The 12,975-nt window shown below is 65.9% G+C and carries 13 protein-coding genes; 11 read left to right on the top strand and 2 right to left on the bottom strand.

Features of this window, described 5'->3' with window-relative positions; all coding sequences use genetic code 11:
* The first annotated feature begins 28 nt into the window (after positions 1-28).
* Positions 29-724, top strand: a complete 696-nt coding sequence (locus BRAO375_RS30770; RefSeq protein ID WP_009031331.1) for a class I SAM-dependent methyltransferase — start codon at positions 29-31, stop codon at positions 722-724.
* 8 nt (positions 725-732) lie between these two features.
* Here the strand turns inward: BRAO375_RS30770 and BRAO375_RS30765 are convergent, their stop codons facing one another.
* On the bottom strand, positions 733-1,668 hold the full coding sequence (locus tag BRAO375_RS30765) for a hypothetical protein (protein WP_009031330.1): 936 nt from the start codon (positions 1,666-1,668) through the stop codon (positions 733-735).
* Between the two features lie 525 nt (positions 1,669-2,193).
* Between BRAO375_RS30765 and dnaK the strand changes: the two genes are divergently transcribed.
* The 10 genes from dnaK to BRAO375_RS30715 all read left to right on the top strand — a co-directional run bounded on the left by dnaK (position 2,194) and on the right by BRAO375_RS30715 (position 11,699).
* Positions 2,194-4,089 carry a molecular chaperone DnaK gene (dnaK, locus tag BRAO375_RS30760; protein WP_009031329.1) on the top strand — a complete coding sequence of 632 codons (1,896 nt, stop codon included), beginning with the start codon at positions 2,194-2,196 and terminating at the stop codon, positions 4,087-4,089.
* Between the two features lie 141 nt (positions 4,090-4,230).
* Positions 4,231-5,361, top strand: a complete 1,131-nt coding sequence (gene dnaJ, locus BRAO375_RS30755; RefSeq protein WP_009031328.1) for a molecular chaperone DnaJ — start codon at positions 4,231-4,233, stop codon at positions 5,359-5,361.
* Between the two features lie 226 nt (positions 5,362-5,587).
* Positions 5,588-6,190, top strand: coding sequence for a class I SAM-dependent methyltransferase (locus BRAO375_RS30750; protein WP_009031327.1), 603 nt, complete (start codon positions 5,588-5,590; stop codon positions 6,188-6,190).
* A gap of 45 nt (positions 6,191-6,235) precedes the next feature.
* Positions 6,236-6,814, top strand: a complete 579-nt coding sequence (locus BRAO375_RS30745; protein WP_009031326.1) for an NADPH-dependent FMN reductase — start codon at positions 6,236-6,238, stop codon at positions 6,812-6,814.
* A gap of 6 nt (positions 6,815-6,820) precedes the next feature.
* Complete coding sequence (pyrF, locus tag BRAO375_RS30740; RefSeq protein ID WP_009031325.1) at positions 6,821-7,552, top strand: orotidine-5'-phosphate decarboxylase; 732 nt, start codon at positions 6,821-6,823, stop codon at positions 7,550-7,552.
* Between the two features lie 32 nt (positions 7,553-7,584).
* The gene (locus BRAO375_RS30735; protein WP_009031324.1) at positions 7,585-7,887 is read left to right on the top strand and encodes a DUF1330 domain-containing protein; all 303 of its coding nucleotides are present in this window, start codon (positions 7,585-7,587) and stop codon (positions 7,885-7,887) included.
* Between the two features lie 82 nt (positions 7,888-7,969).
* The gene (dapB, locus tag BRAO375_RS30730; RefSeq protein WP_009031323.1) at positions 7,970-8,788 is read left to right on the top strand and encodes a 4-hydroxy-tetrahydrodipicolinate reductase; all 819 of its coding nucleotides are present in this window, start codon (positions 7,970-7,972) and stop codon (positions 8,786-8,788) included.
* 24 nt (positions 8,789-8,812) lie between these two features.
* On the top strand, positions 8,813-9,436 hold the full coding sequence (locus BRAO375_RS30725) for a 2,3-bisphosphoglycerate-dependent phosphoglycerate mutase (RefSeq protein WP_009031322.1): 624 nt from the start codon (positions 8,813-8,815) through the stop codon (positions 9,434-9,436).
* Positions 9,437-10,486: 1,050 nt separating this feature from the next.
* The gene (locus BRAO375_RS30720; RefSeq protein WP_009031320.1) at positions 10,487-10,999 is read left to right on the top strand and encodes a DUF488 domain-containing protein; all 513 of its coding nucleotides are present in this window, start codon (positions 10,487-10,489) and stop codon (positions 10,997-10,999) included.
* On the top strand, positions 10,920-11,699 hold the full coding sequence (locus tag BRAO375_RS30715) for a DUF8758 domain-containing protein (RefSeq protein ID WP_502688986.1): 780 nt from the start codon (positions 10,920-10,922) through the stop codon (positions 11,697-11,699). The genes BRAO375_RS30720 and BRAO375_RS30715 overlap by 80 nt, the downstream gene beginning before the upstream one ends.
* Positions 11,700-11,763: 64 nt before the next feature.
* On the opposite strand, the gene BRAO375_RS30710 is transcribed toward BRAO375_RS30715, so the two are convergent.
* Entirely contained in the window at positions 11,764-12,663 is a 900-nt protein-coding gene (locus BRAO375_RS30710) for a methylated-DNA--[protein]-cysteine S-methyltransferase (RefSeq protein WP_009031318.1), read from the bottom strand.
* Between the last annotated feature and the right edge of the window lie 312 nt (positions 12,664-12,975).

Raw genomic sequence — 12,975 nt, 5'->3', positions numbered from 1 at the left:
ATCTCGTGTCAGAACTGGACCGCGGACGATGGACAAGGCCGAGTTTGACCGTTTTGCCGACGCCTATGAGGACCAGCACCGCGCCAACGTCGCGGTCACGGGCGAAGGTCCCGAATATTTCGCGGAGTACAAGATCAGGCTGCTGCGGCAGATCACCGATCTCGGCCGGCTCGAGGTGGCGCAGATCTGCGATTTCGGCGCCGGCATCGGCAACTCGATTCCGTTCTTCCGGCGTTATTTCCCCGAGGCGGCGCTGACCAACGCCGACGTCTCGGAACGCAGCCTCGCGTTGGCGCAGCAGCGTCATCCCGGCGGCGGCGAGAGCCTGCTGATCGAGCAGGACCGCATTCCGACCGAAGCCGGCCGGTTCGACGTGGTGTTCTCGGCCTGCGTGTTCCACCACATTCCGCATGAGCAGCACGTCGGCTGGCTGCGCGAGCTGCATCGGATCACCCGCCCCGGCGGCCTGATCGCGGTGTTCGAGCACAATCCGCTCAATCCGCTCACGGTCCACGCCGTCAACACCTGCCCGTTCGACGCGAATGCGGAGCTGATTGTCGCGCGCAGCCTGGCGCAGCGCCTGCGCGACGCTGGCTGGAGCGCGCCGCGCACTCGGTACAGCCTGTTCTTCCCGCGCGCGCTGGCGTGGCTGCGGCCGATCGAAGGGCTGCTCGGCTGGCTGCCGCTCGGGGCCCAATACGTCGCGCTCGCGCGCAAGGCGTGAGCGGCCCGCTAACCCTTGGGCTGGATCCCGTCGCGCACCGCGCGGAAGCGCGGGAACGCCGCCGACCACTGATCCCGCGGCGCGCTGCCGATGATTCGCAGCGTGTTCGGGCCGCCGAAGCGCAGCCATTGCACCACCGTGACCGGCGTATTGTCCTTGCCGCTGATGGCCTCGATGCGGGTCTCGTAGGCCGGCAGGCCGTCGATGCGGATCGGCTCGGACATGGTGATGCGGGCTTCGCGGACGCCGGGAATGGTGGTAGCGGCCTGCTGCGCGACGCGGCCGCGATCGCCTGCCTCGGGCGCGACGCCGGCCACCAGCCCGATCACCACGAACGGCGCCGCTTCGAACCCCTTGTCCTCTTCGCCATCGGCGAGAATCAGCGCGCCCGGCCCCAGCGTGCGGATGGTCTTGAAGCCCGAGAGCTCGGTGACGTTGAACGGCATGGTCGACAATTGCTCGTCGACCGGGACCTCCTTGCGGACCACGGCCGAGGCGAACATCTGGCGCACGGCATCGTCGGTGTAGATCTTGCTCGCGGTCTCCGGGATCTGCACGGCGACATAGCCGGAGAAGCCGGTGCCGGGCAGGATCATCGAATAGCGCCGCACGGGGGTGTTGCCGTCGCGCCCGTTCTCCACCGTGTAGTAGGCGGTGCCGGCTGCTGTCTCGATGCTCTCCGGCTTGATGTTGCCGGTGCCGCCGGGATTGGCGGTGAACGCGTTCTTCACCTCGCCATAGGCCTTCGCCGGCAGCTCGGTCAGCAGCACCTTGACGCTGCCATCCTCGGTCTCGAAACCCGGGAAGCTCTTGGCCTTGCCGAGTCCGACCAGCGGCGCGAGCCCGATGCGGACGCCGGGCGGGTAGATCGCGTCCGCCGCGAGCGCCGGTCCGAGCAGGGAGATCGACACCAGCGCCGCGGCGAGAAGTCGGGAGAACATCATGAAGAAACTGCCTCGTTCATTGATCGAGTTCGACGGCCGTGATCGTCCCCGCAATCGCCGTCCTCGGACGAGACGCCTTTTAGCGGGTTTGCCGCGCCGGTAACAGGCCGACGGGTGCGACCTGAAGTTCCGCCCGCAGAGACGGATCGGCCACCGCAGCGGACCCGATCATGACCGCCGATTATGGGTTTGCTAAGCATGATGTCCCTCGGTCGGCGCGCGCCGCAATGAGGGCGGCTTTGCGGCCTGCCCGTGCGGCGTTCGCGCCTGTTTGCGGCCGTCGAAGCCCCTGCGCGCCGGGCGTCGGGCAGCCCGTCCGCGCCGGTCCTCGGGGCTTTCCCGGAGCCGCGAAAAATCCGCGGCTTTTCCGCGCTCGCCGGTCTCCTCCGGTCCTTGCGGGTGCCTCCCCCCCTCCTATATGACGCTCATCGTCGCAATATCGCGAGCATTTGATCTGAGGGGGTTTTGGATGGGGGCGCCGTCAGGGCCCCACCCAACCTGCCGCAAAAAGAAGGATATGAGACCATGGGAAAGGTCATCGGGATCGATCTCGGCACCACGAATTCGTGCGTGGCCGTCATGGACGGCAAATCGTCGAAAGTCATCGAGAACGCCGAGGGCATGCGCACGACGCCGTCGATCGTCGCCTTCAGTGACGATGGCGAGCGGCTGGTCGGCCAGCCGGCCAAGCGCCAGGCCGTCACCAACCCCGAGCGCACCTTCTTCGCAGTGAAGCGCCTGATCGGCCGCCGCTACGACGACCCGATGGTCGAGAAGGACAAGAAGCTCGTCCCCTACAAGATCGTCAAGGCCGGCAACGGCGACGCCTGGGTCGAGGCCGACGGCAAGACCTATTCGCCCTCGCAGGTCTCCGCCTTCATCCTGCAGAAGATGAAGGAGACCGCTGAGGCCCATCTCGGCCAGAAGGTCGACCAGGCCGTCATCACCGTCCCCGCCTATTTCAACGACGCCCAGCGCCAGGCCACCAAGGACGCCGGCAAGATCGCCGGTCTCGAGGTGCTGCGCATCATCAACGAGCCGACCGCGGCGGCGCTCGCCTATGGCCTCGACAAGACCAAGGCCGGCACGATCGCTGTGTACGACCTCGGCGGCGGCACCTTCGACGTCTCGATCCTGGAGATCGGCGACGGCGTGTTCGAGGTGAAGTCGACCAACGGCGACACCTTCCTCGGCGGTGAAGACTTCGACATGCGTCTGGTCAGCTACCTCGCCGACGAATTCCAGAAGGAGCAGGGCATCAACCTGCGCAACGACAAGCTCGCTCTGCAGCGCCTTAAGGAAGCTGCCGAGAAGGCCAAGATCGAGCTGTCGTCGACCACGCAGACCGAGATCAATCTGCCCTTCATCACCGCGGACCAGTCCGGTCCGAAGCATCTGACGATGAAGCTGACCCGCGCCAAGTTCGAGGCGCTGGTGGCCGACCTCGTTGAGAAGACCATCGAGCCGTGCCGCAAGGCGCTGAAGGATGCCGGCCTGACCGCCGGCGAGATCGGCGAAGTGGTCCTGGTCGGCGGCATGACCCGCATGCCGAAGATCCAGGAGATGGTGAAGCAGTTCTTCGGCAAGGAGCCGCACAAGGGCGTCAACCCCGACGAGGTGGTGGCGATCGGTGCCGCGATTCAGGCCGGCGTGCTGCAGGGCGACGTCAAGGACGTGCTGCTGCTCGACGTGACCCCGCTGTCGCTGGGCATCGAGACCCTGGGCGGCGTGTTCACCCGCATCATCGACCGCAACACCACGATCCCGACCAAGAAGAGCCAGGTGTTCTCGACCGCCGAGGACAATCAGAACGCGGTCACCATCCGGGTCTTCCAGGGTGAGCGCGAGATGGCGGCCGACAACAAGATGCTCGGCCAGTTCGACCTGATGGGCATCCCGCCGGCGCCGCGCGGCATGCCGCAGATCGAGGTGACGTTCGACATCGACGCCAACGGCATCGTCAACGTCTCGGCCAAGGACAAGGCCACCGGCAAGGAGCAGCAGATCCGCATCCAGGCCTCGGGTGGTCTGTCGGAAGCCGACATCGACAAGATGGTCAAGGACGCCGAGGCCAATGCCGCGGCCGACAAGAAGCGCCGCGAGGCGGTCGACGCCAAGAACCATGCCGACGCGCTGGTGCATTCCACCGAGAAGGCGCTGGCCGAGCATGGCTCGAAGGTTGCCGACACCGAGCGTCGCGCCATCGAGGATGCCGTCAGCGACCTGAAGGAAGCGCTGAAGGGCGACGATGCCGAGGCCATCAAGACCAAGACCAACACCTTGGCCCAGGCGTCGATGAAGCTCGGCGAGGCCATGTACAAGCAGCAGGCCGAGAGCGACGCGGCCCGCGACGCTGCCAAGGATGACGTGGTCGACGCGGAGTTCACCGAGGTCGACGACGACAAGAAGAAATCTGCTTAAACGACGGTAGAGGCTGATAGCCATGACCCCCATGCCAAAGAGCGCTGCTGGCGTCTCGTTGGATGGGGGTCATTTTCATTGAACTGGCGCGCGGCGCGCGCGAGCCGTTGAGGTCTGACGATGTTCGGGCGGGTTTGATTGATGTCCACCAAGCGCTGCTACTACGAGACCCTGGAAGTCGAGCGCGACGCCGACGAGGGCAAGCTGAAGACGGCGTTCCGCAAGCTGGCCATGAAGTGGCACCCGGACAAGAATCCGGGCGACGCCTCCAGCGAGGTCAAGTTCAAGGAAATCAACGAGGCCTATGAGGTGCTGCGCGACGCCGACAAGCGCGCCGCCTATGACCGCTATGGCCATGCCGCGTTCGAGCAGGGCGCGGGCGGCGGGCCGCACGGCTTCGGCGCCGGCTTCGCCTCGTCCTTCTCCGACATCTTCGAGGATCTGTTCGGCATGGCCGGGCAGCGGCGCGGCGGCACCGGCCGCGAGCGCGGCGCCGATTTGCGCTACAACATGGAAATCACGCTCGAGGAAGCCTTCCTCGGCAAGACCGCGCAGATCGAGATCCCGGTCTCGGTGACCTGCGAGCCCTGCTCCGGCACCGGGGCCAAGGCCGGCACCAAGCCGAAGACCTGCGCGATGTGCGGCGGCGCCGGCCGCGTCCGCCAGGCGCAGGGCTTCTTCACGCTGGAGCGCACCTGCCCCGGCTGCCACGGCCGCGGCCAGATGATCGAGGATCCCTGCCCGTCGTGCTCCGGCTCCGGCCGGGTCACGCGTGACCGCACCTTGTCGGTCAACATCCCGCAGGGTGTCGAGGACGGCACCCGCATTCGCCTCGCGGGTGAGGGCGAGGCCGGCCTGCGCGGCGGTCCGCCGGGCGACCTCTACATCTTCCTGTCGCTGACCGCCCACGAGTTCTTCCAGCGCGACGGCGCAGACCTGCATTGCCGCGTGCCGATCTCGATGGTGACGGCGGCGCTCGGCGGCGAGTTCGAGGTGCCGACGATCGACAACGGCAAGACCAAGGTGAAGATCCCCGCCGGCACCCAGTCCGGCCGCCGCTTCCGCATCGCCGCCAAGGGCATGCCGGTGCTGCGCTCGCGCCAGACCGGCGATATGTACGTCCAGGTCGTGGTCGAGACGCCGCAGAACCTGACGAAGAAGCAGCAGGAGCTGCTCGCCGAGTTCGAGAAGCTGTCGTCCGGCGCGACCCAGCCGGAGGCCGCCGGCTTCTTCACCAAGGTCAAGGACTTCTTCGGCAAGGCCGCGAGCTGAGCGACGCGCGCGCTCGGCCATCCTGGCCGGGCGATCTTCGGTTGTGCGGATGCCGCGATTTTGCTGCTCCGCACATGCAAAAAATTATCACATTCATCTGTAGGACGACGGACCCGGCAGCCTTAATCGTGAGTTACGGTTCGGCTTGACCGCCCCGCCTGCGACCTATACGTCTTTGTGACTCTTTTCTGACATCGCCGTGAAAACGGTCCCGTCTGGTACTGAGATGCCCCTGCAAACGTCCGTGCGTGCGTCGAAAAAGCCTCTTCGTCTGGACGACGAGGTGCGCTTCCTCCGCTCATGGATCGAGAAGCCGCTGCATATGGGCGCCGTGATGCCGTCGGGACGGCTGCTGGCCCGCACCATGGCGCAGTATGTCGATCCTCATGGCACCGGTCCGGTGATCGAGCTCGGGCCCGGCACCGGCGCGATCACCGCGGCGCTGGTCGAGCATGGCGTCGATCAGAAGCGGCTCGTCCTCGTCGAATACAATCCAAGCTTCTGTGCGCTGCTGCGCGACCGCTACCCGCAGGCCAAGGTGGTGCAGGGCGACGCCTACCGGCTGCGCGACACGCTGTGGAACGTGCTTGGCGCGCCAGCCTCGGCCGTGGTCTCCGGCCTGCCGCTGGTCACCAAGCCGATGCTGACCCGCATGAAGCTGGTGCGCGACGCCTTCGCCGCGATGGCGCCGAACGCACCGTTCGTGCAGTTCACCTATTCCGTCGTGCCTCCGATTCCGAAATCGCTGCCCGGCGTCAAGACCGAGGCATCCGAGCGGATCTGGATGAACCTTCCGCCGGCCCGCGTCTGGGTGTATCGCAAGCCCTGACCGGCAGCCGCGGTTTGCGCGGCGGGTCAGACACCCGTCCGCCCGATGTCCGCGCTCAAGATCCTGATCATCCCCGGCTCGACCCGGGCCGGCTCGCACAATGTCCGGCTCGCCGCCGCCGCCGCCTATCAGTTCGTGCAGGCCGGCGTGGATGTGACCCGCATCTCGCTCGCCGACTTTCCGTTGCCGCTCTATGAGGCCGATGTCGAGACCTCCTCGGGCGTGCCGCCGCAAGCTCTCAATCTCAAGCGCATGATCGCGGCCCATCATGGCGTGCTGCTGGTCACGCCGGAATACAACGCCTCGGTGCCGCCGCTCGTCAGCAACGCCATCGCCTGGCTGTCGCGCGTCGACGAGCCGCCGGAGGGCCGCGGTGCGGTTTTCCGCAACAGGCCGTTCGCGATCGCCGCCGCGTCCGAGAACCGCTTCGGCGGCGTCCGCGTGCTGGCGGCGCTGCGGCTGATGCTGACCGCGTGCAACGCCATGGTGATCCCGAGCCAGGTCGCGCTTGCCTTTGCCGACAAGGCGTACAACGACATGGACCGGCTGAAACTGCCGGCCGACATGGCCGCGCTCGATGCGCTGGTGCAGCAGCTGATTGAAACTGTCCAACAGACGACGTGAGGTGACATGCCGACCGAGATTGCTCCCCGCGACCGCCTGATCGTCGCCCTCGACCTGCCGAGTGTCGCTGACGCCGAGGCGATGATCGCTAAGCTCGGCGACAGCGTGACGTTCTACAAGATCGGCATGGAGCTGACCTATGCCGGCGGCCTCGGCCTCGCCGAGCGCCTCGCGGCGTCCGGCAAGCACGTCTTCATGGACCTCAAGCTGCACGACATCCCGAACACCGTCGAACGCGCCACGCGCCAGATCGCCAGGCTCGGCGCCCGCTTCCTCACCGTGCACGGCTTCTCGCAGAGCATGAAAGCCGCGCTCGTCGGCGCCGCCGGCTCCCCCCTCGAGCTGCTCGCCGTCACGGTGATGACCTCCTACGACGATGCCGACCTCGCCGCCGCCGGCTACGCCATGACCGTCAAGGAGCTCGTCGCTCACCGCGCCGTGCAGGCCCGCGACATCGGCATCCACGGCCTGATCCTGTCGCCCGAGGAGACGGCGCTGGTGCGCCCGCTGGTCGGCCCTGACATGCAGCTCGTCACCCCCGGGATCCGCCCGGCGGGCTCGGACGTTGGCGACCAGAAGCGCATCATGACGCCGGCGCTGGCGATCGCCGGCGGCGCCGACCGTCTCGTCGTCGGCCGTCCCGTCACCAGCGCCGCGGATCCGGCTGCGGCGGCCGAGAGCATCGTCGCCGACATTGCCAGCGCCGTCGCGCTGGTCGGCAAGACCAACCGGACTTAAACCAGACGCCCGACAAGGAGGAGATGACAGGGATGGCCAAGGCCTATTGGATCGCGCGGATCGACGTGCACAACATGGACGGCTACAAGGAGTACGTCGCGCAGAACGGCGCGGTGTTCCATCAGTTCGGCGCCAAATTCCTGGTCCGCGGCGGCAAGTACGAGACCCGCGAAGGCACCTCGCGCTCGCGCAACGTCGTGATTGAGTTCAAGGACTACGAGACCGCGCTCGCCTGCTACAATTCCCCGGAATACCAGCGCCTGGTCGCGATGCGCTCGCCGCACTCGGAAGGCGACCTGGTCATCATCGAGGGCTATGACGGCCCGCAGCCCTGAGCGCAGCCCGGCTGCGCGGCCGCCTCGGTTGCCGCCGCCATCGGCCCCGGCTATAGCCCCTGACGGGGCGGAGGAACGCGAGATGTCGAAGATGCGCTTGATCGTTGCAGGAGCCGGCGGCCGCATGGGCCGGGCGCTGGTGCGGGCCATCGCCGACAGCGACGGCGCGACGCTTGCCGGCGCGCTGGAGGCGCCGGGCTCCGAGCTGATCGGCAAGGATTCCGGCCTGCTCGCCGGCCTGCCCGCCAACAATATCAAGCTGTCGGCCGATCTCTGGGCGATGTCGGCCGAGGCCGACGGCATCCTCGATTTCACGGTGCCGGCGGCGACCATCGCCAATGTCGCCATCGCCGCCGAGCGCGGCATCGCGCACATCATCGGCACCACCGGCCTGTCGGCGTCCGACGACGCGGTCATCAAGAGCGTCACCAAGCGCGCCATCGTCGTGCAGTCCGGCAATATGAGCCTCGGCGTCAACCTGCTGTCGGCGCTGGTCAAGCAGGTGGCGAAGTCGCTCGACGCGAATTTCGACATCGAGATCCTCGAGATGCATCACAAGCACAAGGTCGACGCGCCCTCGGGCACCGCCTTGATGCTGGGCCGCGCCGCCGCCGAAGGCCGCGGCATCTCGCTGGAGGATCACTCCGCGCGCGGCCGCGACGGCATCACCGGGGCGCGCCGCTCCGGCGACATCGGATTCGCCTCGCTGCGCGGCGGCACCGCGGCCGGCGATCACAGCGTCATCTTCGCCGGTCCGTCCGAGCGCCTCGTGCTGTCGCATCAGGCCGAGGACCGCATGATCTTCGCCCATGGCGCGCTGAAGGCGGCGCTGTGGGCGCATGGCAAGCCGCCGGGCTACTACACGATGGACGACGTGCTCGGCCTCAAGGACCTGTTCTAATCAAACCAAGTGGATCTCATAGAAATGAGCGAACGTCTCCTGGTGCTGGTGCGCCACGGCCAGAGCGAGTGGAACCTGAAGAACCTGTTCACCGGCTGGAAGGATCCTGACCTCACCGAGCAGGGCGTCAGCGAAGCCAAGGACGCCGGCCGCAAGCTGAAGGCGCATGGCCTGTCGTTCGATGTCGCCTTCACCTCCGAGCTGACGCGCGCCCAGCACACCCTGAAGCTGATCCTCGACGAGCTCGGCCAGCCCGGCCTGCCGACCTCGAAAAACCTCGCGCTCAACGAGCGCGACTATGGCGACCTCTCCGGCCTCAACAAGGACGACGCCCGCGCCAAATGGGGCGAGGAGCAGGTCCACGTCTGGCGCCGCTCCTACGACGTCCCCCCGCCCGGCGGCGAAAGCCTCAAGGATACGCTGGCCCGCGCGCTGCCCTACTACGTCCAGGAGATCCTCCCCGGCGTCCTCAACGGCCAGCGCACTTTGGTCGCCGCCCACGGCAACTCGCTCCGCGCGCTGATCATGGTGCTGGAGAAGCTGACGCCAGAAGGCATTTTGAAGCGCGAGCTCGCCACCGGCGTGCCGATCATCTACCGCCTGAAGGCGGATTCGACCGTGGAGTCGAAGCTGGATCTGGCGGGCTAGTCGTCGCACGCGCGACCAGCCCGCAGTTGACAGCGCCTTTGTGAGTTATGGCGCCTTTGTGAGTTGAAGCCCCACTCTCAGCCGCAGCGCCGGTGCGCCCCCTCGCCCCGTTCTTACGGGGAGAGGGCTGGGGTGAGGGGCAGCCCCACGGGCAGTGCCTCATCAGCAACGTCACCCAAGCGACCCAACTCATTAGTTGACTCGTCATGCCCGGGCTTGACCCGGGCATCCATTCCCTTCGCGAGACTCTTTCCAAGAAGCTGGATGGCCGGGTCAAGCCCGGCCATGACGGCCTGAGTGACCCAACGACCACCGCCATTGAGGCGACGTTGTCCGCAGGCACGGACACGACACGTCCCGCGTACCCGGCCACGCGGATCATCTCCCCAATTCACATCTCAAACAGCCCCGCCCACGGCTCAACGACCTCGCGGCGCATTCGCCCGAGTCGTGCTCGCACCATGTCCCTCCGACAAATCGAGAGGGCGCAGGGAATGCCGGATGCTGGCCGCACCCATGGCCCGCCTGCAGAATAAAAAGCAGGCGGCAGTCACCACAGGTTCAGCCGAGAACAACCGGCATTCCCTGCGCGATGGTCTTCATACGCAGTCTCCCTGGTGCGCCGGGCTTGTTGGCCACCATGCGCGACAATGCTTGCGCATTGCGCGGGACACCAGCATCGGGGTGTCAGGACGCTGCGACTTCACGTCCACGGTCCCACCGTTCGTCGGCGCGCCCATCAGGACACGCTGCGGCAGACCGCGGCCATCGCCTCCCCACCTCGCGTGTCGTGACGATCGCGCGCGACGCCCCTCTCGTTGAGGCGGGATAGCGCATCAAATCATATATTCGTATAAAACGCAATAAACTTACAAATATAAGAAGCAGCCTCTGGTCTGGTGTTTCTAGCGGCTTGGCTGCGCCGCGAAGGTGGCGAACGGCACTGAGACTGTGCTCAGAAGCGAATTTTGCATCTGGTCATCGAGCAGAGTAAGGGGGCGTTTACTTTTACTAAACCAAGATCGACGCCGGAACGCGGGTGATAGGAAGATGACGACGCTGTACACCATTGGGTACGAGGGCACCGATATCGACCGGTTCGTAGCCACATTGAAAAGCGTTAAGGTTCAGGTTCTGGCCGATGTCCGCGCAGTTCCGATCTCCCGGAAGAAGGGATTCTCGAAGACGAAGCTCCGCGACCGGCTCGAGCAAGAAGGCATTCGTTACATTCACCTCGCACCGCTCGGCGACCCAAAGCCTGGGCGTGATGCTGCGAGAGCGGGCCACTTGGCGCAATTCCGCGAGATCTACAGCAGGCACCTAGCTCAGAGTGCGCCGCAGCAGAGTCTTCAAGAGTTGGCCAATTTGGTCAGCGAGCAGGCCACCTGCCTTATGTGCTTTGAACGGGATCCTGGTGGATGCCATAGGTTGATTGTTGCAAACGCACTACCGACTCAGGTCACTATGTTTCACCTCTTTGGTGATGAACCTGATCGCTATGTCCGTAACGCCTCGAAGCTCCCGAGCAGTCGTTCTGGTCAAGGCGCTGCCGCAGCCCAGTAGAACCTACGGGGAAACGGTCTGCTGCGCTGGCGTGACCGTCGAGGGGCAATGGAAGCGGCTATTTCCCGTACGCTTTCGACACCTGCAGGGAGACAGCAGCTTCTCTCGCTGGGACTGGGTGAAGTTCTCCTATCGACCTCCTACACGGGACAAGCGATGCGAGAGCTGTCACGTCTACGAAGATAGTATCACCATCGACGGCCATTTGCCGCCAGATGAGCGGACGCGATTGCTGTCGCCACTCATCACCGGCTCTGCCAAGGAGGCGATGGCGCTTGGCAGAACGCTAACTCTCATTCGTCCTCGAAACACGAAGTTCGTTGCGAAAAGAAAATCTGCGGCTGATCTCGCCGAGGAGCGTGCAGCTTTTAAACTTGCCGCCCGTCAAACATCGATATTCGACAAGGAACTGGCTGAACTACAGCCATCGCCGTTCGATTTTCGATTTGAGTTTGATGACGATGACGGCCGACACAATTACCAAAACGGCGACTGGGAAACCCATGCAATGTTTTGGCGCTGGTGTGCCGAGTACGGTGAAGCTGGTACACTAAGCCGCATGCGAGCCGTATACGACGACGACTATCCGCGAAAGGGTATGGTGTTCGCGCTCGGAAACCAAGCCAAGAGACCTCAGACTTGGCAGCTGCTAGGCGTGATCCGGCTGGACGAGGTGACGCAACCCGACCTTTTCAGTTAGCTTGCGCTACTGACGTCAAAATTTTCACTGGGGCCGTGCCCTGCTTTTGGGCATGAAGGCCCAACTACCCCATCCCCACCTGCCCAGCCTCCCACCCGATCATCGCCTGCTTGCGCGTCAGCCCCCAGTGATAGCCCGTGAGCGCGCCGGTCTTCCCCAGCGCGCGATGGCACGGCACCACGAACGAGATCGGGTTCTTGCCCACCGCCGCGCCCACTGCGCGCGAGGCCTTTGGCGACTCCAGCCGGGTTGCGATGTCCGAGTAGCAGACGGCGCGGCCCATCGGGATCTTGAGCAGGGCTTCCCAGACGCGGACCTCGAAATCGGTGCCGATCAGGACGACGCGCAGCGGCTGGTCGGGGCGCCACAGCGCCTTGTCGAAGATGCGCTGCGCGAGGCCGGCGGTGCCGGGGACGTCTTCGACATAGTCGGCGCGGGGCCAGCGGCTCTTCATGTCGGCGAGTGCGGAGGCCTCCTCGCCGGGGTCGGCGAAGGCGAGGCCGGCAAGGCCGCGCGGGGTGGCCATCACCAGCGCCATGCCGAACGGGCAGGGGTGGAAGCCGTAGCGCAAGGTGGTGCCGGCGCCGCCGGTCTTCCATTCGCCGGGCGACATCGCCTCGTGGGTGACGAACAGGTCGTGCAGGCGGCCGGGGCCCGACAGGCCGGAGTCGAGCGCGGCGTCGAGCACGCTGGCCGAGCCCTTCAGCAGGCCCTTGGCGTGGTCGAGCGTCAGCGCCTGCATGAACGCCTTTGGCGTCAGCCCGGCCCAGCGCCGGAACAGATGGTGCAGCTCGTCCGGCGTCAGGCTGGCCGCCTCGGCCATGTCCTCGATGGTCGGCTGCCGGCGCCAATGCTCGGAGATGAACGCGATCGCGCGGCGCACCGCGTCGTAGTCGCGCAGCGCGGCGGATTGTTGCGGGCCCGGCTTGGCCAGGGCGGAATCGTGAATGGCGAGGGTCATCATGAGTCCGGATGTAGGACGGCCGGGCAGGGCACTCCACCCGATTTCTGATTGGGGGGCTAGGGTCGATGTGAGTGGCCTCGACCCGTGCCCGTGGTTGGTTTGCTCCGTCATTCCGGGCTCATTCGCGCGCAAGCGCGAATGAGCCCGGAATCCATAACCACAGGACAATGTGTTAGGCGAGATGCCCATGACCGGCGTGCCCCACACCACGTCCTGTGGGTATGGGTTCCGGGCTCGCGCTGCGCGCGCCCCGGAACGACGGCGGAGATGATGGCGCTGTTTTCGCCTGGGCGGCGGCGCTGTACCTCTCCC

It is taken from the genome of Bradyrhizobium sp. ORS 375 (assembly GCF_000239775.1).
Lineage (GTDB): Bacteria > Pseudomonadota > Alphaproteobacteria > Rhizobiales > Xanthobacteraceae > Bradyrhizobium.
This window is presented reverse-complemented; position numbering and strand designations above follow the sequence as displayed.

Bases quoted from the DNA above. Each gene is read 5' to 3' on its own strand.
- BRAO375_RS30770 (WP_009031331.1), top strand. From the start codon at position 29: ATGGACAAGGCCGAGTTTGACCGTTTTGCCGACGCCTATGAGGACCAG.
- BRAO375_RS30765 (WP_009031330.1), bottom strand. From the start codon at position 1,668: ATGATGTTCTCCCGACTTCTCGCCGCGGCGCTGGTGTCGATCTCCCTG.
- dnaK (WP_009031329.1), top strand. From the start codon at position 2,194: ATGGGAAAGGTCATCGGGATCGATCTCGGCACCACGAATTCGTGCGTG.
- dnaJ (WP_009031328.1), top strand. From the start codon at position 4,231: ATGTCCACCAAGCGCTGCTACTACGAGACCCTGGAAGTCGAGCGCGAC.
- BRAO375_RS30750 (WP_009031327.1), top strand. From the start codon at position 5,588: ATGCCCCTGCAAACGTCCGTGCGTGCGTCGAAAAAGCCTCTTCGTCTG.
- BRAO375_RS30745 (WP_009031326.1), top strand. From the start codon at position 6,236: ATGTCCGCGCTCAAGATCCTGATCATCCCCGGCTCGACCCGGGCCGGC.
- pyrF (WP_009031325.1), top strand. From the start codon at position 6,821: ATGCCGACCGAGATTGCTCCCCGCGACCGCCTGATCGTCGCCCTCGAC.
- BRAO375_RS30735 (WP_009031324.1), top strand. From the start codon at position 7,585: ATGGCCAAGGCCTATTGGATCGCGCGGATCGACGTGCACAACATGGAC.
- dapB (WP_009031323.1), top strand. From the start codon at position 7,970: ATGTCGAAGATGCGCTTGATCGTTGCAGGAGCCGGCGGCCGCATGGGC.
- BRAO375_RS30725 (WP_009031322.1), top strand. From the start codon at position 8,813: ATGAGCGAACGTCTCCTGGTGCTGGTGCGCCACGGCCAGAGCGAGTGG.
- BRAO375_RS30720 (WP_009031320.1), top strand. From the start codon at position 10,487: ATGACGACGCTGTACACCATTGGGTACGAGGGCACCGATATCGACCGG.
- BRAO375_RS30715 (WP_502688986.1), top strand. From the start codon at position 10,920: ATGAACCTGATCGCTATGTCCGTAACGCCTCGAAGCTCCCGAGCAGTC.
- BRAO375_RS30710 (WP_009031318.1), bottom strand. From the start codon at position 12,663: ATGATGACCCTCGCCATTCACGATTCCGCCCTGGCCAAGCCGGGCCCG.